General features: G+C 29.3%; 15 protein-coding genes and 1 other RNA gene. 14 read left to right on the forward strand and 2 right to left on the reverse strand.

The window, feature by feature from the left end:
• Positions 1 to 12 precede the first annotated feature (12 nt).
• From nrfA to IPM32_05450, 8 genes are all read left to right on the forward strand, one after another.
• Positions 13 to 1,500 (forward strand): ammonia-forming cytochrome c nitrite reductase, encoded by a 1,488-nt coding sequence (gene nrfA / locus IPM32_05415; GenBank protein ID MBK8944697.1) that lies wholly within the window; start codon positions 13 to 15, stop codon positions 1,498 to 1,500.
• A 309-nt stretch (positions 1,501 to 1,809) separates the two neighbouring features.
• An RNA gene (rnpB, locus tag IPM32_05420) (RNase P RNA component class A) lies at positions 1,810 to 2,228 on the forward strand.
• Positions 2,229 to 2,250: 22 nt separating this feature from the next.
• The gene (gene recJ, locus IPM32_05425) at positions 2,251 to 3,963 is read left to right on the forward strand and encodes a single-stranded-DNA-specific exonuclease RecJ (GenBank protein ID MBK8944698.1); all 1,713 of its coding nucleotides are present in this window, start codon (positions 2,251 to 2,253) and stop codon (positions 3,961 to 3,963) included.
• A 30-nt stretch (positions 3,964 to 3,993) separates the two neighbouring features.
• Entirely contained in the window at positions 3,994 to 4,719 is a 726-nt protein-coding gene (locus IPM32_05430; GenBank protein MBK8944699.1) for a YebC/PmpR family DNA-binding transcriptional regulator, read from the forward strand.
• Between the two features lie 12 nt (positions 4,720 to 4,731).
• Positions 4,732 to 5,271, forward strand: coding sequence for a crossover junction endodeoxyribonuclease RuvC (gene ruvC / locus IPM32_05435; GenBank protein MBK8944700.1), 540 nt, complete (start codon positions 4,732 to 4,734; stop codon positions 5,269 to 5,271).
• Between the two features lies 1 nt (position 5,272).
• Entirely contained in the window at positions 5,273 to 5,863 is a 591-nt protein-coding gene (gene ruvA, locus IPM32_05440) for a Holliday junction branch migration protein RuvA (GenBank protein MBK8944701.1), read from the forward strand.
• Positions 5,864 to 6,051: 188 nt separating this feature from the next.
• Positions 6,052 to 7,176: a Nif3-like dinuclear metal center hexameric protein gene (locus tag IPM32_05445; protein MBK8944702.1), complete on the forward strand. Its 1,125-nt coding sequence runs from the start codon at positions 6,052 to 6,054 to the stop codon at positions 7,174 to 7,176.
• A 5-nt stretch (positions 7,177 to 7,181) separates the two neighbouring features.
• Entirely contained in the window at positions 7,182 to 7,910 is a 729-nt protein-coding gene (locus IPM32_05450) for a hypothetical protein (protein MBK8944703.1), read from the forward strand.
• A 68-nt stretch (positions 7,911 to 7,978) separates the two neighbouring features.
• Here the strand turns inward: IPM32_05450 and ispG are convergent, their stop codons facing one another.
• Positions 7,979 to 9,916 (reverse strand): (E)-4-hydroxy-3-methylbut-2-enyl-diphosphate synthase, encoded by a 1,938-nt coding sequence (gene ispG / locus IPM32_05455; protein MBK8944704.1) that lies wholly within the window; start codon positions 9,914 to 9,916, stop codon positions 7,979 to 7,981.
• Between the two features lie 144 nt (positions 9,917 to 10,060).
• Between ispG and IPM32_05460 the strand changes: the two genes are divergently transcribed.
• From IPM32_05460 to rlmD, 5 genes are all read left to right on the forward strand, one after another.
• Positions 10,061 to 11,908: a DNA primase gene (locus IPM32_05460; GenBank protein MBK8944705.1), complete on the forward strand. Its 1,848-nt coding sequence runs from the start codon at positions 10,061 to 10,063 to the stop codon at positions 11,906 to 11,908.
• A gap of 4 nt (positions 11,909 to 11,912) precedes the next feature.
• A complete protein-coding gene (locus tag IPM32_05465; GenBank protein MBK8944706.1) occupies positions 11,913 to 13,385 on the forward strand; it encodes a glycosidase in 1,473 nt (490 codons plus the stop codon).
• Between the two features lie 204 nt (positions 13,386 to 13,589).
• Positions 13,590 to 14,804, forward strand: a complete 1,215-nt coding sequence (locus IPM32_05470) for an OmpA family protein (protein MBK8944707.1) — start codon at positions 13,590 to 13,592, stop codon at positions 14,802 to 14,804.
• An 87-nt stretch (positions 14,805 to 14,891) separates the two neighbouring features.
• Positions 14,892 to 15,602, forward strand: a complete 711-nt coding sequence (locus IPM32_05475) for a methyltransferase domain-containing protein (GenBank protein MBK8944708.1) — start codon at positions 14,892 to 14,894, stop codon at positions 15,600 to 15,602.
• A complete protein-coding gene (gene rlmD / locus IPM32_05480) occupies positions 15,599 to 17,041 on the forward strand; it encodes a 23S rRNA (uracil(1939)-C(5))-methyltransferase RlmD (protein ID MBK8944709.1) in 1,443 nt (480 codons plus the stop codon). Before IPM32_05475 ends, rlmD begins: the two co-directional genes overlap by 4 nt.
• A 265-nt stretch (positions 17,042 to 17,306) precedes the next feature.
• Here rlmD and IPM32_05485 read toward each other — a convergent pair whose 3' ends face one another.
• The gene (locus IPM32_05485; protein MBK8944710.1) at positions 17,307 to 17,690 is read right to left on the reverse strand and encodes a hypothetical protein; all 384 of its coding nucleotides are present in this window, start codon (positions 17,688 to 17,690) and stop codon (positions 17,307 to 17,309) included.
• Between the two features lie 109 nt (positions 17,691 to 17,799).
• Between IPM32_05485 and IPM32_05490 the strand changes: the two genes are divergently transcribed.
• The gene (locus IPM32_05490; GenBank protein MBK8944711.1) at positions 17,800 to 20,391 is read left to right on the forward strand and encodes an insulinase family protein; all 2,592 of its coding nucleotides are present in this window, start codon (positions 17,800 to 17,802) and stop codon (positions 20,389 to 20,391) included.
• Positions 20,392 to 20,466: the final 75 nt, after the last annotated feature.

The following is a 20,466-nucleotide window of genomic DNA, read 5'->3' on the forward strand; positions in this document are numbered from 1 at the left end:
GAAGGGATTAAAATGAAATCAATAAAACAAAAAGTTCAAGAAAAACCTTTATATGGTTGGATGTTATTCTTAATAACCGTAATTGTAGTTTTCTTAATAGGACTATTTGCATCTTCTATCTTAGAAAGAAAAAATGAAGCTTATTACACATTGCAAATGGTAAAACCAATTCCGGATGGAGAAACCAGAAACGAAGTTTGGGGAGAAAATTTTCCGCGTGAATATGAATCATACAGAAAAACATTAGAAACCGGATTTGCAAGTAAACACGGAGGTTCTGTAAAACGAGATTATTTACAGCAATATCCGGAATTAGTTGTAATGTGGGCTGGTTATGGTTTTGCTAAAGATTATAATCAAGGAAGAGGACATGCTTACGCAATTACGGATATCAGAAATACATTAAGAACCGGTGGAAATTTTGATAGCCCCATGCCCGCAACCTGTTGGACGTGTAAAAGTCCCGATGTTCCAAGAGTGATGGAAAAAGTTGGTGTTGCAGAATTTTACAAAGGGACATGGAAAGAAAAAGGTGATGAAATTGTAAATCCAATTGGATGTATGGATTGCCACGATAATAAAACTATGGCTTTAACAATTTCAAGGCCAGCTCTTGTTGAAGCTTTTGAACGACAAGGCAAAAAAATGGAAGACTTTAGTCGGCAAGAAATGCGATCCTTAGTTTGTGCTCAATGCCATGTTGAATATTATTTCCAAAAAGAAACCAACTATCTTACATTCCCTTGGGATAAAGGATTTTCGGTAGATGACATGGAAAAATATTATGACGAATATGAATTTTCAGATTGGACACACAAACTTAGTAAAGCTCCGATGCTAAAAGCTCAACATCCGGATTATGAATTATTTATGACCGGCGTTCACGGAAAACGCGGTGTTGCTTGTGCTGATTGCCATATGCCTTATAAAAGCGAAGGCGGAGTAAAATTTACAGATCATCATGCACAAAGCCCTTTAGCTAATGTTGCAAATTCATGTCAAGTTTGTCATAGAGAAGAAACAGAAACTCTTTTGCGTGATGTTTACGAAAGACAAGATAAAATTGAAGAACTTAGAAGAATTGCTGAAAAGAATTTAGCAGCGGTTCACTTAGAAGCAAAAGTTGCTTGGGATAAAGGAGCAAAAGAAGAAGATATGAAACCTGCGTTACAATTAATTCGTCATGCACAATGGAGATGGGATTGGGTTGCCGCAGCAAATGGATTAGGATTTCATTCACCCGTTGAAGCAATGAGAGTTTTAGGCACATCAATTGAAAAAGCAAAAGATGCAAGGAAGGAAATTGCATTAATTCTAGTAAAGTTGGGCGTAAAATATCCTTTAGAATTGCCTGATATATCAACAAAAGAAAAAGCTCAAGCAGTTATTGGTTTAGATATGGATGTGTTAAGAAGAGACAAAGATGATTTCTTAAAAACAACTGCAGTAGAATGGGATAAAAAAGCCAAAGAAAGACAAGGAACACTTTTAAAATATTAAGATTTGTAAATACAAATTTACAGAGGTTGTTTCATAATTTATATTATCGATAATTTTTTTGATTTCATCAGAATAATATACCAATCACCGACATTCTCGAAAACCAAATAGAACAAATGGTTATTGAGTAAAGAACTGTATCGAGATAACCCAATGGGACAACCTCTTTTTTATTTTCTAATTTCTCTAAATATTTATAATAAAATATCTTACAAATAAATTTTTATAATGAAAGACAATATCTTTTTTATTATATTCGCTTAGTTTTAGTAAAATTAATTATAAAATAAAAAAAGAAGAGATTCTGATGATTCAAGTTGGGCAATTGCTGTTTGAGCTTTATAAGCTTGAATAGAGGAAAGTCCGAACACCAAGAACAGAGTGCCGGGTAACGCCCGGGGACTATCTATGAAAATATTTAGTTACGGAAAGTGCCACAGAAAATATACTTTCCCGCAAATGCGGGATAAAGGTGAAAAGGCAGGGTAAGAGCCTACCGCTTCAATAGTAATATTGAAGGTCCCTGAGGGGAGTTCCATAATTTGGAATCAAGGTAAACCCCACTTGGTGCAAGGTTAAGTAGAAAGCTTTACAAATTTTTGTAAGAGAGTTGTTCGCTCTTTGCTTTCGGGTAAACCGCTTGAATTTTAGAGTAATCTAAAGTCTAGATAAATAATTGCCGTCCATTAATTTGGAAACAGAATTCGGCTTATTGACTTGGATCATCAAATTATCTTCTATATTGCGAAGATAATGAAAAAAAAATGGACACTTAAAGATCCACCAGAAAAAAGCAAAATACTTGCTTTGGCTGATAGCCTAAACATTTCAACAGTTTTAGCAAATTTATTAATTCAAAGAGGTATAACAAACTTTTTTGAAGCAAAAGCATATTTTAGACCCGACCTAGATTCAATTCATGATCCGTATCTAATGAATGATATGGAAAAAGCTGCTAATAGAGTAATAAATGCTTTAACTAATAATGAAAAAATTTGCGTTTACGGGGACTATGATGTAGACGGCACTTGCTCAGCTTCATTAATGTATTTATTTTTAAAAGAATTAGGCGCAAATGTTTATGTCTACATTCCAAATAGATTAACAGAAGGTTATGGATTATCTTTTGATGGAATCAGAAATGTTAAAAAAGATAATGTTCAATTAATAATCTCTGTTGATTGCGGAATAACTGCAGTTGAAGAAGTGAACTTTGCTAATACCTTAGATATAGATACAATTATTTGCGATCATCATCAGCCGAAGGAACAACTACCAAACGCATATGCAATTCTTGATCCGCTAAAGCCAGGTTGCAATTATCCATTTAAATATTTATCTGGTGCGGGAGTTGCTTTCAAACTTGCAAGAGCTGTTGCAGATAGGTTTGGAAAAAAAGAAATGGTATTCAAATATTTGGATTTAGTTGCATTAGCAGGTGCTGCAGATATTGTTCCACTAATTGATGAAAATAGAATTTTAGTAAGAGCGGGAATTGAACAAATAAATGAAAATCCCAGACCAGGAATAAAAGCATTAATTAAAATTGCAAGAATGGAACTCGGAAATTTATCAGCCGGGCAAATAGTTTTTACAATTGCACCTCGTATTAATGCTGTTGGCAGATTAGGAGACGCAAATAGAGCTGTTGAATTATTCAACACGGATAGTTTCGAAGAAGCTGAAAGATTGGCCAAAGTTCTTGAATCAGAAAATTTAGAAAGACGAAAAATTGACGAAGTTACATTTTCTCACGCACTTGAATTAATCAACGATATTGAAAACTTCGAAAATAATTTAGGAATAGTTTTACATCATGATAATTGGCATCCAGGAGTTGTTGGAATTGTTGCATCCAGATTGGTTGAAAAATTCTACCGTCCCGCAATTATGCTTACGACAATTGATGGAGTTGCAAAAGGCTCGGCAAGAAGCATTTCTGGGTTTGATATTTATGAAGCATTGGAAGAATGTAAAGATTTATTAATTCAATTCGGCGGACACAAAGCTGCTGCCGGACTTGAATTGGAAATTGCTAAAATTGATGAATTCAAAATTCGTTTTAATCAATTTCTCAGCAAAAATTTAAATGAAGAAGATATAATTCCCGAAATAAAAATTGATGCAAAAATTTCATTAAGTGAAATTACACCAAAATTTGTTAGAGTACTTGAGCAATTTGCTCCATTTGGACCGGGAAATATGCGACCAGTTTTCTTGGCAGAAAATGTTAAAATTGTTGCATCACCAAAAATTGTAGGAACAAATCATTTTGTTACTACATTTTGCCAAAACGGAACCGATAAAGTTTTTGATGCAATAGGTTTTAATTTAGGTAAATTTGTAACTGAGTTTGAAAATAATAATGATCTAGTTGATATTGTATTTACTATAGAAAAAATTATGCGAGAAGGCAGAACTTATCCCCAAATAAGAGTTAAAGATATTAGAATAAAGAACTAAACGAAAACATATTTTACAAGGAGATTAACGATGTCAGGTCACTCAAAGTGGGCTACTACAAAAAGAAAAAAAGCTGTAATTGATGCTAAACGTGGAAAGATATTTACAAAACTTATAAAAGAAATTACAGTTGCCGCAAGACAAGGCGGAGGTGACCCCGATGGAAATCCAAGATTAAGATTGGTTATTGATAATGCTAAAGCTGCCAATATGCCAATGGATAATATTGAACGAGCAATTAAAAAAGCAACCGGAGCTATTGAAGGTGCAAGTTATTTGGAATTAATTTATGAAGGATACGGACCCGGAGGAGTTGCAGTTTTAGTTGAAAGCGTAACTGATAATAAAAATAGAACAGTTGCAGAGATAAGACATTTGTTCAGTAAATACGGCGGTGCACTAGGTGAATCAAATTCCGTTGCATGGATGTTTGAAAGAAAAGGAATTATTTCATTACCCCAACAAGGTAAAAGTGAAGATGATTTGATGGAATTAATTTTAGAAGCCGGCGCAGAAAATCTACTTTTAGAAGAAGAATTTTTTGAAATAACTACAGCAGTAGAAGATTTTGAAACCGTTAGAAAAACAATAGCTGATTATAATTTAAATATTGAAAATGCATCAATACAATGGCGTGCAAAAAATTTAGTTGCTGTTAGCGGAGAAACTTCAGAAAAATTAATGAAATTGTTAGAAATGATTGAAGATAACGATGATGTTCAAAATGTTTATTCAAATGCTGATTTTATTGACTAAGAGTAAATCAGAATGATAATTTTTGGTGTTGATCCCGGAACTGTTCTAACCGGTTTCGGGATTATTAAGTCCAACAAAAACCAAATTGAATATTTACATTCCGGAATAATTAAACCAAATTCCAAAGAAGAACTTCCGCAAAAACTAAATTTTATTTATCATGAATTAAATAAACTTATAAAAAAATTTTCACCGGAAGTTTTTTGTATAGAAACAGCATTCTACGATAAAAATGTACAATCAGTTTTAAAAATTGGTTATGTGCGCGGAATTGCAATGCTTGCCGCATCAAAAAATAATTTAACTTTTGTTGAATATTCCCCCAGAGAAATTAAAAAAGCCGTAGTTGGAAATGGTTCTGCATCAAAAGAACAAGTTCAGTACATGATTAAAAATTTAACTAATTTTACAAAAGATAAATTCAAATTTGATGAAACTGATGCAATTGCAGCTGCAATCTGTCATTCGATAAAAATTAATTCATTTGTTGCATCAAGTAAAAGTTGGAAAAATTTTATTTTACAAAATCCAGATAAAGTAATTAATAGTTGATATGATAGGATATTTAACCGGTAAATTAATTTCAAAAAAACCAAATCAAATCTTGCTAAGCGTAAATGATGTTGGTTTTATTATAAATATTTCACTGAATACGTTTGAGAAAATTTCCGAAACAGAAGAAAAAATATCATTATTCACTTATCTTGCTGTTAAGGAAGATTCTTTAACATTATACGGATTTTATTCAATTTCCGAAAAAGAATTATTTGAAGCTTTAATTAGTATAAATGGAATTGGTCCAAAACTTGCTCAAAATATTTTATCCGGAATTTCCGTAGATGAATTTAAAGATGCAATAATTTCAAAAAATTTATCACGATTGGTTTCAATTCCCGGAATAGGAAGAAAAACAGCAGAAAGAATGTTAATTGAACTTCGCGAGAAAATAGAAAAAGTTTCCGATCAAAATATTGAAAAAGACAATTTTCCATTTACTGTAAAAGATGATGCAACAGCCGCACTTGTTGGTTTAGGTTACAATCAAAAAATTGCTGAAAAAATAATTAGAGAAATTATTTCTCAAAATCCGCAAATAACTTTAGAAAATCTTATTAAAGAATCCCTTAAAAATTTAAGTAAATAATTTTGGTTAATATTGTAATAAGTTATGGGTTTGATAATGAAATTTAAAAATGCTATATTTACACACTTAGATTATGAGAGTACTTCAATATTATATTACATATAGGAAAAAGAAATTTTTAAGTATAAAAACTTCTTAAACTATTAAAATTAAAATGCACTTCCAATTTAGGAGTGCATTTTTTTTATATGGTAACACAAAATATTATAGAACATATTGAAAATTGGGCACCGCCCGCAATATCTTGGGAAAAAGATAACGTTGGTTTACAGATTGGATCAACAAAAGAAAAAGTGACAAATATTTTTCTTTGTTTGGAGCTGACTGAAAAAGCGTTAAACGAAGCCTTAAAGAAAAATTGCAATTTCATTTTTACACATCATCCGTTTTTATTTAAACCTCTAAAAAAAATTGATATAACATCCAATCCGAAATCACAAATTATTGAAAAACTTATTAAAAATAACGTCACACTTTTTTCTGCTCATACAAATTTAGATTTTACTAAGGACGGTGTAAGTTTTGAATTGGCAAAGGTTTTAGAATTACAAAACATAAAATTTTTAGTAAATCAAAATTCAAATCAACATAAAATTGTTGCATTTATTCCTCAAGAAAATATTGAAAAAGTTTCTGAAGAAATGTTTAAAGTCGGTGCCGGAATTATAGGCGATTATGAAAAATGCAGTTTCCAATTAAATGGAAAAGGAACTTTTTGGGGAAGTGAAAATACGAATCCCAATGTTGGTGAAAAGCAAAAGTTTGAAAAAGTTGATGAAGTAAGATTTGAAGTAATTGTTGATTCTTGGAATTTGAAAAAAGCAATTAGTACTTTAAAACAAAATCATCCTTATGAAGAACCGGCATTTGATATTTATGAATTGAAGAATGAAAATTTAAATTATGGATTTGGCGCGGTTGGAAACTTGAAGAAAAGTATGAATAAAGATGAATTTTTAAAATTTGTTTGTGAAAAATTAAAAACAGAAAATTTACGTTACTCAAATTTTGGAAATAAGAAAATAAATAAGATTGCAGTTTGCGGCGGAAGCGGATCCGATTTATTAGACTCAGCTATAAAAATTAAGGCTGATGCTTTTGTAACGGCAGATATTAAATATCATTCATTTCAAGATGCGGAAAACAAAATACTTTTTATTGATGCGGGTCATTATGAAACAGAAATTCATTCATTAAATGCTGTAAAAAGAAAATTAGAAAAATTAATTTCGGAAAAATCAGAAAACATAAAAATTTATAAATATTCCGGTTCAACTAATCCGGTAAAATATTTTAATAACAGAAGGAGTTAAATAAATTGATTAATCGATTATCAACACTTTTTGAGCTACAGTTAATTGACGATGAACTTGATACACTCCAAGAATTAAGGGGGGATTTACCAATTGAAGTCAACAGCTTAAACTCTCAAATTCAAACTATTAAAGAAACTATAAGTGTTAAAGAGGATGAAAAAAATTCTGCATTAGAAACAATAAAATCTAATGAAAATGAACTTGAGCGATTAAATTCAAGTTTGAAAAAATTTAAGACGCAATTGTATCAAGTCCGCAACAATAAAGAATACGACGCACTTACAAAAGAAATTGAACATTCTGAAGAAAAAATAAAAACGTTGGAAACCGAAAATACTGAACTTGAAAATAAAGTTCAGAAATTGAAAAATGAAATTCAAGAAGTTGAACCACAATTAAAAGATTTAACGGATGAAGTAAAAATTAAAGAAGAAGAACTAAAAACAATTATTAAAGCGAACGAAAGAGAAGAAACAAAATTAAATTCTAAAAGAGAAGAAGTTGCAGAAAAAGTAAGGAAATCTGATTACAATACTTACACAAGAATTAGAAAAGCTTTAGGCGGAAAAGCAGTTGCAACAATAAATAGAGGTGCTTGCACTGGATGCCACAATGTTGTTCCTCCACAAAGACAAATAGAAATTAGAACAAGCAGTAGATTATTTACTTGCGAATCTTGCGGTCGGCTTTTAGTCTCGCCAAACGTTGCCGTGGAAGTTAAAAAAGGATAATTGATTTAAGTAGAGACGCAAAGCAACGCGTCTCTATGATAAAATTCACTTTCTTAATATTTTTTAATTTAAACTTCTTGTGGCTCAATCCAAATACCATCTTCTTTAATTAAATCAATCAAACCATCAACAGCTTTTTCTGAGGAAATACTTCTTTTAATAACTTCTTTACCTCTGTAAAGAGTAATTTTTCCCGGACCCGAGCCGACATAACCATAATCCGCGTCAGCCATTTCTCCCGGACCGTTAACAATGCAACCCATTATTCCAATTTTTACACCTTTTAAATGTCCGGTTCTTTCACGAATTTTATTTGTAACTTCAACCAAATCAAAAAGCGTTCTTCCGCAAGAAGGACATGCAATATATTCTGTTTTAGAAATTCTAACCCTCGCGGCTTGAAGAATTCCGAACAAAGTTCTGTTAATTTCTTCAGTTGAAAATTTAACAGATTTATTTGTAAGCCAAACGCCGTCGCCAAATCCTTCAATAAATAAGCTACCTAAATCAGTTGCGGCAAATAATCTTAAATTTTCAAAAATATTTACACCATATTCGCGCTTTATAATTGTCGGTTGAGTAAAACCTAAATTTGCTAATTCAATAAAAATTCTTCTTTGCTCGGCTAATCCGTGATTATTATTTGTCGTAATTACAAAAACCACATTTTTAAGATTCTTTAATTGAATAAATTTTTCATCAAAAACATTTTCAATATCGATTTCAACAAAATTTAAAATGTTAGATATTTTTTGAGCCGATAAAAATTCCTCAAATTTAAACAATGGATGAAATTTATAATTAACAGAATTTTTCAACCAAGTTTTATAATTTTGAATAATGTCCAAACTTTCCGGCAAATTTGTATTAACATTTTGATCACCCGCAAAAATATAATCCGGTGCTTGATCGCCAATATTCCATTTATCTAAATCCGGTAAATAAGTTAAACCGAGTTTCTTCAAATAATCATTAACTATTTCTTTATCGGAAATTTCGGCGATTACGCGAGGTGAATTTTTATCTCCAAAATTATTTGTTGGATATGATGGAATTTTCAAATAACTAAATGGATCATAAGGAAGATTAATGATTTCGGGAATATCATTATGCGGAATTCGATTTGAGTATCTGTTAACCAAAGCAAGCGCAACGGGAATTTCATGTTCCGGTTCTTCAGTTAACGAAACTCTGATTGTATCACCTAATCCTTCTTCAAGCAAAGCTCCTATTCCAAGTGCAGATTTTATTCTTCCGTCTTCGCCGTCTCCAGCTTCCGTAACTCCAAGATGCAAAGGATAATTCATATTTTCAGAAATCATTTTGTTAACAAGTAATCTGTAAGCTTGTACCATTACTTGTGGATTGCTTGCTTTCATAGAAAGAACAATTTGGTGATAATCTAAATCTTCGCAAATTCTTAAAAACTCAAGTGCGGATTCAACCATTCCAAGTGGAGTATCGCCGTATCTGCTCATAATTCTATCAGAAAGCGAACCGTGATTTGTGCCTATGCGCATTGCGGTTCCGTATTCTTTGCAGACTTTTACAAGAGGAGAAAATTTAATTCTTATTCTTTCAATTTCTTCTTCGTATTCAAAATCCGTGTAATCAATTTGTTGAAATTTCTTTTTATCAATATAATTTCCGGGGTTTACTCTAACTTTTTCAACAATTCTTGCAGCTTCTTCTGCTGCATTTGGAGTATAATGAATATCTGCAATCAGCGGAACATTAAATCCGCGTTTGCATAATTCATCTTTTATATTTTTCAAATTTTTTGCTTCATTAATACTTGGAGCTGTAATTCTAACTAATTCACATCCCGCATTTATCATTCTTATCGATTGTTCAACAGTTGCAATTGTATCCATCGTGTTTGTTGTTGTCATCGACTGAACTCGAATTGGATTTCCGTTTCCAATTAAAATATCTCCAACTTTTACTTCGCGGGTTATAAATCGGCTGTATTTAGTAAGTGAATTGCAATATTTAATTTCGTTCATTTTATATCTTTCAAAAAGTAATTTTTAAATATAACAAATTGAAAAATCCAATTGCACATTAACAATTTTAGATTTGAGATAATTTTATGTTATTTTATTAGTGCAAAACTTCCAAAATTGATTTTTAAACTTCGAAATTAAAATATGCGAATTCCCGAAAATACTATAGAAGAAATAAGAAGCTCGGCAAATATAGTTGATGTAATTTCATCATTTGTTGCGTTGAGAAAAAGAGGAAAAAATTTTATTGGATTGTGTCCATTTCACCAGGAAAAAACTCCTTCGTTTACTGTTAGCGAAGACAAGCAAATTTTCCATTGCTTTGGCTGCCACGCCGGCGGAAATGTTTACAAATTTTTAATGGATTACAAAAGTATTTCCTTTATTGAAGCAGTTCAAGAAATTGCGGAATCTGTTGGAATAAAATTAAATTTTGAAGAAGAGCAAGTTACATCTCAACAAAATGAATTAGAAGAACTTTATGAAATAAATGTTTTTGCGGCAAAGTATTTCAGCAACAATTTGCTTAATTCGGAAATGGGTGAAATTGCCCGAGATTATTTTAAATTGAGAAAAATAAAATTACAGACGCAAAAAACTTTTGGATTGGGATTTGCACCAAACGGCTGGGACCATTTTGTAAATTATGCAATTGAAAGTAAAATAAATTTGGAAAATGCAAAACTTTTGGGATTGATTGATTCAAAAGATGCCGGAAAATATTACGATAAATTTAGGGGAAGAATTATTTTCCCGATTTTTTCTCCCAACGGAAGAGTAATTGCATTCGGCGGAAGAGTTTTTCAAGGTGAAGAAAACATTGCTAAATATTTAAATTCTCCCGAATCAACAATTTATCTAAAAAGAAAAAGTTTGTACGGATTGTTTCATTCAAAAGATGAAATAAGAAAATTAGATAAAGCAATTCTTGTTGAAGGATATATGGATTTGATTGCTTTATTTCAAAACGGAATTAAAAATGTTGTTGCGTCTTCGGGAACTTCTCTAACTGATGATCAAGTAAAACTACTTTCCCGATATACGAAAAATGTAACCGTAATTTTTGATGCAGATACAGCCGGATTGAAAGCTGCAATGCGCAGTATAGAAATTTTACTAAAGCAAGATTTTGATGTTTCAATGTTAAGTTTGCCGCAAGGTGAAGATCCTGATTCATTTATTACAGAATATGGAAAAGAAAGTTTTGAAGATTTGTTAAAAACTTCACAGAACTTTTTGGAATTCCAAACATCTCAATACGAAGCTGAGGGAATGTTCGAAAATCCCACAACCGAAGCGGAAGCCATACGGGAATTGGTTAAATCCGCTGCGTTTGTAAATGATGAATTAAAGCGAAGTTTATTAATTCGTTCGATTTCAAGAAAATTCAATTTGCGCGAAAAATTAATTGAAACAGAGTTGAACAAATTTCTTAAGCAAAATAGAAGTAATGAACAAAATTCCGAACAAAAAATTGTTAAAACCGGAAAGCCAAATTCTCAAATAAAATCTGAAATTAATTCACAATTATTGAATTTGGAAAAAGAATTAATTCATCTTTTATTTGATGGGGAAGAAGAAATAATTGGAAAAATATTTGATGCAATTCTGCCCGAAGATTTCACAAATAATTCTTTAAGAAAACTTGCTGAAATTGTATATGATTCATATATAAAAGGAAATTTTAATTTAGCAGATGTAATTGAAAAAATTGATGAAGAAAAACTTAAAAATTATGTTCTTACAATTACACTTGGAGAATATCAAATTAGCAGTAATTGGGATGAAAAATCGAGCAGCGGAAAAGTTGAAAAAGATCCTTTAAAATTTGCAAATGATACAATTAAAAAATATCAATTGATTAAAATTGATGAGCAAATTAAGTTAAATGATATGAAAATTGAAAATCTTGGAAATGATCCAGAAGTATTAAATATTATGAAAGAAAATGATGAATTGAGAAAAGAAAAATTAACACTTTTTAAGAGTTGAGAGAATGAATAAGAAATCAAATATTTTTGAAATTAATACAAGAGTTTGGTTAAGAAGATTTTACGATGGAACAAAGAGAGCAACTTTAAAAGATATTCCGCAAGAATATTGGTATGATCTTTATCAAAAAGGATTTAATTACATTTGGCTTATGGGAGTTTGGAAAACAAATGAAAGTGTAATTAAGGAATATTGTTTTGAACCCGGTTTAATTGGAGATTACGGAAAAGCTTTGAAAGATTGGAATGAAAAAGATGTAATCGGCTCGCCATATGCTATTGATAGTTATGAAATAAATCCGTTGATTGGAACAAAGGAAGAAATTATAGAAATAAAAAATTATTTAAATTCGTTAGGAATAAAATTAATTCTAGATTTTGTATCAAATCATTTCAGCGCACACAGCTCTTTAATCGAAACAAATCCCGAATTATTTTTATCTGCCAACGAAGATTTTCTGCAAAGAAATTCATATACATTTTTCAAATCAAAAAATTCACAAATATTTGCACATGGAAGAGATCCGTTTTTTCCGGCTTGGCAAGATACAATTCAAGTAAATTATTTTTGCGAAAGTACAAGAAATTGGATGATTGAAACTTTAAAAAACTTAACAAATTTATGTGATGGCGTTAGATGCGATATGGCAATGCTTTCTTTGAATAATGTTTTTGAAAATACTTGGGGCGGCGTAATTTCTCATAACAATTTTCCCAAACCCAAAAATGAATTTTGGGAAATCTGCATAAAAGAAATTAAGCAATTAAATCCAAATTTTATTTTAATTGGTGAAGCTTATTGGGATTTGGAATGGGAACTTCAAAAACTTGGTTTTGATTTTACTTACGATAAAAGATTATTAGATAGAATTAGAATAGAAAACGTTGGTGAAATTAAAGCACATTTAATGGCAGATAAATCATTTCAAGAAAAATCAGTTAGATTTATTGAAAACCACGATGAAGAAAGAGCAATATCATCTTTGGGTATTGAAAAATCAAAAGCAGCTGCAATAATAATAAATACAATTCCGGGAATGACATTTATACACGATGGACAAATTGAGGGAAAAAAAATAAAACTTCCCGTTCAACTTGGAAGAGAACCGATTGAAAAAGAAAATCCCAGTTTAATGGAATTCTATGAAAAACTTTTGAGAATTACATCATCAGAAGTATTTAAATATGGAAATTGGGAATTGCTAAATCCAATACCATCTTGGGTTACAAACAATACATATCATAATATTCTTGCTTGGAAAATTACTTTCGAAGAAAGAAAAAGACTTATTGTTATAAATTTTTCTAAAACAGTTTCACAATGTAGAATAGAATTAAGTTTGAATAATTACCCCACAAAATTTAAACTTAAAGATATTTTGAATTACAAAACATATTTTAGAAAAACAGAAGAAGTTTTGAACGAAGGATTGTTTATTGAATTAGGTCCATTTAAAAGTCATATTTTTTCTTATTAAAGTAATACTTTTTTATCCGAATTTTTGTAACTTCGCATCGAAAATTTCTTTATTAATTCTTGCTATAATTTAATTTTTCTATAAATTATTATTTTTAAGATTAATAAAGTAAAATTAGGGGGATTTTCTTAAAAGCGTAATTTAAAAACAATATCGTAACGCTTTTATTTTAATTATTTTTAAAATTAATAAGGATCCCCCATAATGGAAGATAACAATGAAATTCCACAAAATCCTTTTCGTTCTTTAGATCAATATTTAGAATGCCAAGATTATAGTGGTGAAGATGGTTTTTTCAAATTCGAACAAAACAACAAATATTATTTCGCATTAAACTTCAACGGAAAAACATTTCTCAGATCACAAAGTTATTCAACAGAAATTGCACGAAATAACGGAATTAATTCAATTCACCGAAATGCACTTCTTGATGAAAGATGGATTAATTCTAAAACATCAGATAGTAAATTTTATTACAGTTTAATTGCTGGGAACAAGCAAGAAATAGCAAGAAGCTGTTATTATAATTCTGAAGAAGAAATGCAGAATGATTTAAATTGGGTAAGAGGTGAAAACTCAATTATTGGAATTGGTGCAACCGAAATTGATGGAGTATGGTACTCTGCGGTAAGTCTATTAGAAATGAATAAAGTTGAAAATAATATCGAAAACAAAATTGAAAATTTGGAAATTTCGAAAAATTTAAAAACTGAAAAAGAAGAAATACAAAATGAAATTATATTAGATAAAATTGAAAATCCGAATGCAAAAATTGCTGGAGAAATTACTCCGGCGGTTATTGAGAAAAAAGGCGGATGCGGAAAATTATGGATCTGGATTTTATTGGCTGCTTTGCTGATAACACTTTGTATAATTTTTTGCAGAGAATGCGGCGGGTCAACAAAAATATCGGATTCTAGAATTTTGAAAAAACAAAATGTTGAAAAAATAAATTCTGAAAGAAAAATTGATAATTCTGTTGAAGAAATAAGCACTTCCAAAGAAATTGAAAAAGAAAATTTTGCTGAATATAATAATTCTGAAACAAATTTAATTATGCAAAATGCGCTTATAACTCAAACATCTTTTTCTATTAACGAAATTAATAATGATTTTGAAAAAAATAATTTTTCTGAAATCTCAAAAAGTAAGTTGGATGAAATTTCCGAATTTCTAAAAAATCATAATGAAATAAATATAGAAATACATGGGCACACTGACGATTCAAAATCGGACCAGCTAAGTAAAAATATTTCATTACAAAAAGCAGAGATGATAAAAAAATATTTAGTTGAAAAAGGAATTAGCGAAATAAAATTACGAGCAATTGGATTTGGTGAAAGATTTCCAATTGCAAGCAATTTAACAGAAGAAGGAAAAGTTAAGAACAGAAGAATTGAATTTAAGTTTGTTGAGTAATAAATTACTAATAATTATTTAACTCCAAATATAATTCAAACCGATTTATAAATCAGATTCCACATTTTTTATTCATATCTTTACAAAATGAAAAATCAGACTGAAATTTTACTTCCGGGATTGGGAGAACAATTAAATTTTTTATTTTCTCGAATTAATATTGATGATAAAAATATTCTTGTAATAGGTTCAAATTCCGGTGAAATTGCAAAAATATTTTCTGGTAAAAATTCCAAACAAATAGAATTAATTGTTGAAGATTACGAATCGTTAATAACAACAAAATTAGTTTTAGATAAAGTAAAAAATATAAATACCAAAATAATGTCTTTTGAACATACTGATTTTATTGATCATCAGTTTGATTTGATTTATGCGCAAGCATCAATTTCAAATTCAAACAGAAAAAATATTGTTAAAGAAATTAAAAGAATTTTAAAACCGGATGGAGTTTTTTGTGTTGGAGAAATTGTAAAACTTCAAAACATAATTCCAACTTTTGTTAATGATATTTTTGAAACTTCAGATATTGATCCAATTGAAAAAAAGGATTTAGAAAAATTTTATACTGAACGAAATTTTGTGATATCGGATTCAAAAGATTTATCGAAAAGTTTAAGTGAATTTTATTTAACAGTTGCGGAATTATCAAAATCAAAAATGAAAGATTTGTCTGAAAATGAAAAATCTTATTACAAAAAATATTTAAATCAAATTAAACACGAAAGTCATTCGTTCTTAAAATTAGGTGCCGATAAGTTTATTGGTTTTAAAACTTTAATAATTAAAAAGAAATGAAAAAAAACGATATAGTTGAACTTAAAATAGAAAATTATGCATTTGAAGGAAAGGGCATTGCGCGTATTAACCAATCGCAGCTTGATCATGTTAGCAATGATGTTGATAAAAAGTATGTAATATTTGTGCATAATTCTTTTCCCGGCGATATTGTAAATGCAAGGATATTAAAATTAAAAAAATCATACGGCGAAGCTAAAACTGTTGAAGTAATAAAATCTTCTAAAGACAGAATAAAACCGAAATGTAAACATTACGGAATTTGCGGCGGATGCAAACAGCAAGATTTAAATTATGAAATTCAGTTAAAGTATAAACATGAGCAAGTAAAAGATATTTTTGAGCGGCTGGGCGGATTTAGTGAATTTGAAATGCTTCCAATTTTAGGCTGTGAAAATATTTTTCATTACAGAAACAAAATGGAATTTTCGTTTACTCCGCAAAGATGGCTAACCGATGAAGATTTAAAAAATGAAATAATAAATGATAAAGAATTTGCACTTGGTTTTCACGTTCCAAAAGTATTTAGCAAAGTTATAAATATTGAAGAATGTTTTTTACAATCTGATAACGCAACAGAAATTTTAAATTTCACAAGATATTTTTTTAAACAAAAAAACATACCAATATTTTCAACAATTAATTACGAAGGTTTTTTGCGAAATTTAGTTTTGCGTGAATCATTTAATCTGAATCAATTTATGGTAAATTTGGTAACATCTTCTGAAAATGATGAATTGATTAATAATTATTCCGATGAACTTAAAAGTAATTTTCCATTCATAACAACTATAGTAAATAATATAAATCTGAAAAAATCTCAAACAGCATTTGGTGATTATGAAAAAGTTTATTTTGGCAACGGACTAATTCATGATAAAATTGGAAAATTTAAATTCAGAATAAGTGCAAATTCTTTTTTCCAAACGAACACTTTGCAAGCAGAAAAACTTTATGAAACTGCTTTAGATTTTGCAGAATTTAAAGGTGATGAAATAGTTTACGATTTATATTCCGGCGCCGGAACAATTGCAATATTTATTTCGGAAAGAGTTCAAAAAGTTTATGGATTTGAATCTGTTAGATCAGCAGTAAAAGATGCCAAAATAAATTGTGAAATTAATAATGTTAAAAATGTAGAATCATTTGAAGTTGATTTAAACAAATCATTTCTCCCAATTTTAGAAAATTATAAAATTCCAAAACCGGAAATTATTATTACAGATCCACCAAGAGCGGGAATGAATGCGAAAACTGTAAATGATATTTTGGAGTTGGAACCGAAAAAAATTATTTATATAAGTTGTAATCCTTCAACGCAAGCGAGAGATATAAAATTACTTTGTGAAGAAAAATATAAACTTGTAAAAATTCAACCAGTTGATATGTTTCCGCAGACTTTCCATATAGAAAATGTGGCATTATTGATAAAGTGCTAATTTAATATTGAATATAAATATTTTGTATTTTTTGATTAACTAAATCTTATTACTATCATGATATTTCAAATTGTAATTCAAGTTTTTTTATTAATAATTTTTTCTTCATTTATAATTTTTTTATGTAAGCAGTTAAAAATAAAGCAACCAGAAAAACCAGTTAAAAAAACTTGTATTTTAATTAGCTTTTTATCTGCAATTGCGTGGTTTATTATTGCGCAAATTGTTTGGGTTATTACTTCAATTCAAATGTCGGGAAGTTAAGCTAATTCAATTCCTCATTCAAATCCATAGAAGTTAATTTTATTGCGTTTGCTTTTTGCGGATAAGTTTCAATTGTGCAGTTTGTTTCAATTTCATAAACTAAATCAAGATATTGAATTGTTACACTTAAATTTCTATCAATTTTAAAAGCTGGCGGAATTATTCCTTCATTTTCCGGTTTATAAAGAATGCTGTCAATTTCAATAAAAAATCCGCAGCCGCCAGTATCATAATCACCAGTCCAAATTAATTTTGCATCTGTTTCGTATATCACCTCATTTTCATCTTCACAAGAAATTGAAAAAATTCCTATAATCGCAATAATGTATAAAAATAATTTATGTTTCATTTTATAATCAAAAATAGTTGGAAAATTAAATTTCATTAATTACACTTTCAAATTATACAAAGTTTATGAAATATTCTTGAATAGAATTCCACTTTATCTTTTGTTAAGTTTTACAATAAAATAAATATAATTTAAGGAAAATATAATGAGGAAATTTTTTTCGTATAAAATATTGTTTTTATCAATTTTATTATTAATTCTGAGCAATTCAATTTTTCATTCTAAAGAGAAAATTTCTACAATTCCGGATGGTGTTACAATTTACCAACTTGATAACGGAATTCAAGTTTTGCTGATTGAAAAACCTTCTTTACCAATGATTGGAATAAATACATTAGTAAAAGTCGGCTCTGCTTATGAAGGTTTTGCAACAAGCGGAATGAGTCACATGCTTGAACATTTATTGTTCAACGGAACTTCTAAAATGACGCAAAAGGAATTGTATGATGCAACTGATAAAATTGGCGGATACAATAATGCAAATACTGCTGAATTTTATACCAATTTTATGATGGTAACACCTTCGGAAAATATTATTGAAGGAATGAAACTTCAAGCTGGAATGTTATTTGATTCAACACTTCCAGAAGATAAATTTGAAAAAGAAAAAGGAATTGTTCTTGAAGAAATTGCGAAAAGTTTGGGAAATTCAAGCGAGCAAATTGAACGAAATATTTTATCAATAATTTACAAAGGTCATTCACTTTCGCTGCCTACTTTAGGAACTTACGAAACTATTAAAAATATGAACAGAAACGATGTTTATAATTTTTACAAGAATTATTATGTGCCGAATAATATAATTATAAGTGTTGTGGGAAATTTCAAATCAAGTGAAATGTTAAAAAATATCAATGAAATTTATGGAAAACAAAAACCCGGAATTATTTCCGAAGCAAATAATATAGGATTGAAAACCGGTTTTGATGTGATTCCGAATTTGCAAAATGGAGAAAAAGTTTTTCACAGATTTTATGCTGGGGAGAAAACTCAATTACAAATTATCTTCAATTTGCCGAATCCAAATAATTTAGAATTTTTCGAAAGTTTGAATTTAATTCTTGATAACGAAAGTGAAAATATTAAATCAAATTTAAACAAGTTTTTTGCAGATGAGGTTGATGGTTTGGAATTTAAAATAAGAGAATTTAAAATTAAAAATTATTTACAGACAACTTTAATCCTCAATTCCGAAAAAAATCTTAACGGAATAAAAGATTCTTTAATTTCGTTATTAAATTCCTTAAATCTTACACTTTCAAAAGAAATTATAGAAACAGAAAAAATAAAAGCTCAGACTGAGTTTCAGCAGAATATTGAAAAACCACATATGTTTGGAATTTACAACGCTGCTAATCTTTCGCAATATGGAATTGAATCAATTCTAAATTCATACACTGGAGAAGGATTTATTTTTGCTGCAGAAGAAGTAAACAAAATTAAATTTTGCGAAAATCCACTTGTGATAATTCATCATGCAAATTCTACTTCAAAAGAAACCGCCAACATTTCAAATCAATTGCCAATTTTATTTGAAAATAAGAGTGGAGCAGAAATAATAGCAAAACAAAATCCCGGAAGTGGTTTGTTGGCAATTCATTATTTATTCAAGAATAAAGCTGCGTATGAAGAAAAATATGGAAAAGATGCTGCAAAAATTTTGCATGATATTTTTGGCGAGCGAATGAAAAATTCAGAAATCCAAAAACAAAGTTTAAAGTTTGGATTTCAATTTACTGTAAATGACAATCCTTTTATTCCAATGGATAATATTTATCTAAGTCAGGAATTTGGTTACATAAGAGTTGAAGGTTTGGGTGATAACATTGAAGAAGCTATAAAATTTTTAAATGAACAAATGTTAAATTTTATTCCAACTCAAGAAGAATATGCAAAAGTTTCCGGAAAATCAAAAATGCCAGCTATGATGGGACATGGAAACCCATCGCAAAAAATGTTTGAAAAAAAATTAGAAACAATTTTATACACAGAAGAAAAATTCAATCCGAGCAAGACAGAACTTACTTTTGAGCAATTGTTGGAATTTGCGAATTATTATTTTCATCCAAGTAACATTATAATATCTGTGGTTTCAAAAGAAACACCGGAAAACATTAACAAATATTTTTCCAGTTTTAACAAACCTAATTTTGATAACGCAATAAATAATTCGGCTTATGAAAAACAATTTAAAGAAATACTGGAACCAATAAATTTTGAAGAAACTTTAGGCGGTGAACAATCATTTATTTATTATGGATTTCAGAAAAAAATCGAGCCAAATGAAAAAGCTGATTTGGAAGTTTTATCAATGTTAATTTCTGATAAAATAATTTTTGATGTTCGCGAAAAACAAGGAATGGCTTACCGAATGAATGCTGGAATTGAAATTAGAAACGACAAAGCAATGTTCAATATTAATTTAGGCACACGACCTGAAAATATTGAAAAGCTAATTCCGCAATTAGCAAATTTCTTTACTGAAAAATATTTGGGAAAAATTACTCAAGATGAAATTGATAAATCAGTAAATATGTATTTGGGAAAAATGATGTTCCGAAGACTTTCAAGCATTAACCAAGCTTACTATTTAGGTCATTCAAAATATTTTTATAGTGATATATTTTATGATTCAAAATCAATTGAGAATATAAAAAATGTTAAAGCAGATAATGTAATTGCTGTTGCAAAAAAATATCTAAAAGTTGAAAATCCAGTTAAAATAATAGTGAAATAAAACTTTAAGAATTTTTATTTATTACGGTTTACAACAAATCATAGTTAGCATAAAAAACTTTGTTAAATTTTATAA

The organism is Ignavibacteriota bacterium (genome assembly GCA_016716225.1).
Lineage (GTDB): Bacteria > Bacteroidota > Ignavibacteria > Ignavibacteriales > Melioribacteraceae.

What these genes read in the sequence shown, in the direction of transcription:
- nrfA (MBK8944697.1), top strand. Translation starts at nt 13, where the DNA reads ATGAAATCAATAAAACAAAAAGTTCAAGAAAAACCTTTATATGGTTGG.
- IPM32_05430 (MBK8944699.1), top strand. Translation starts at nt 3,994, where the DNA reads ATGTCAGGTCACTCAAAGTGGGCTACTACAAAAAGAAAAAAAGCTGTA.
- ruvC (MBK8944700.1), top strand. Translation starts at nt 4,732, where the DNA reads ATGATAATTTTTGGTGTTGATCCCGGAACTGTTCTAACCGGTTTCGGG.
- ruvA (MBK8944701.1), top strand. Translation starts at nt 5,273, where the DNA reads ATGATAGGATATTTAACCGGTAAATTAATTTCAAAAAAACCAAATCAA.
- IPM32_05445 (MBK8944702.1), top strand. Translation starts at nt 6,052, where the DNA reads ATGGTAACACAAAATATTATAGAACATATTGAAAATTGGGCACCGCCC.
- ispG (MBK8944704.1), bottom strand. Translation starts at nt 9,916, where the DNA reads ATGAACGAAATTAAATATTGCAATTCACTTACTAAATACAGCCGATTT.
- IPM32_05460 (MBK8944705.1), top strand. Translation starts at nt 10,061, where the DNA reads ATGCGAATTCCCGAAAATACTATAGAAGAAATAAGAAGCTCGGCAAAT.
- IPM32_05465 (MBK8944706.1), top strand. Translation starts at nt 11,913, where the DNA reads ATGAATAAGAAATCAAATATTTTTGAAATTAATACAAGAGTTTGGTTA.
- IPM32_05470 (MBK8944707.1), top strand. Translation starts at nt 13,590, where the DNA reads ATGGAAGATAACAATGAAATTCCACAAAATCCTTTTCGTTCTTTAGAT.
- IPM32_05475 (MBK8944708.1), top strand. Translation starts at nt 14,892, where the DNA reads ATGAAAAATCAGACTGAAATTTTACTTCCGGGATTGGGAGAACAATTA.
- rlmD (MBK8944709.1), top strand. Translation starts at nt 15,599, where the DNA reads ATGAAAAAAAACGATATAGTTGAACTTAAAATAGAAAATTATGCATTT.
- IPM32_05485 (MBK8944710.1), bottom strand. Translation starts at nt 17,690, where the DNA reads ATGAAATTTAATTTTCCAACTATTTTTGATTATAAAATGAAACATAAA.
- IPM32_05490 (MBK8944711.1), top strand. Translation starts at nt 17,800, where the DNA reads ATGAGGAAATTTTTTTCGTATAAAATATTGTTTTTATCAATTTTATTA.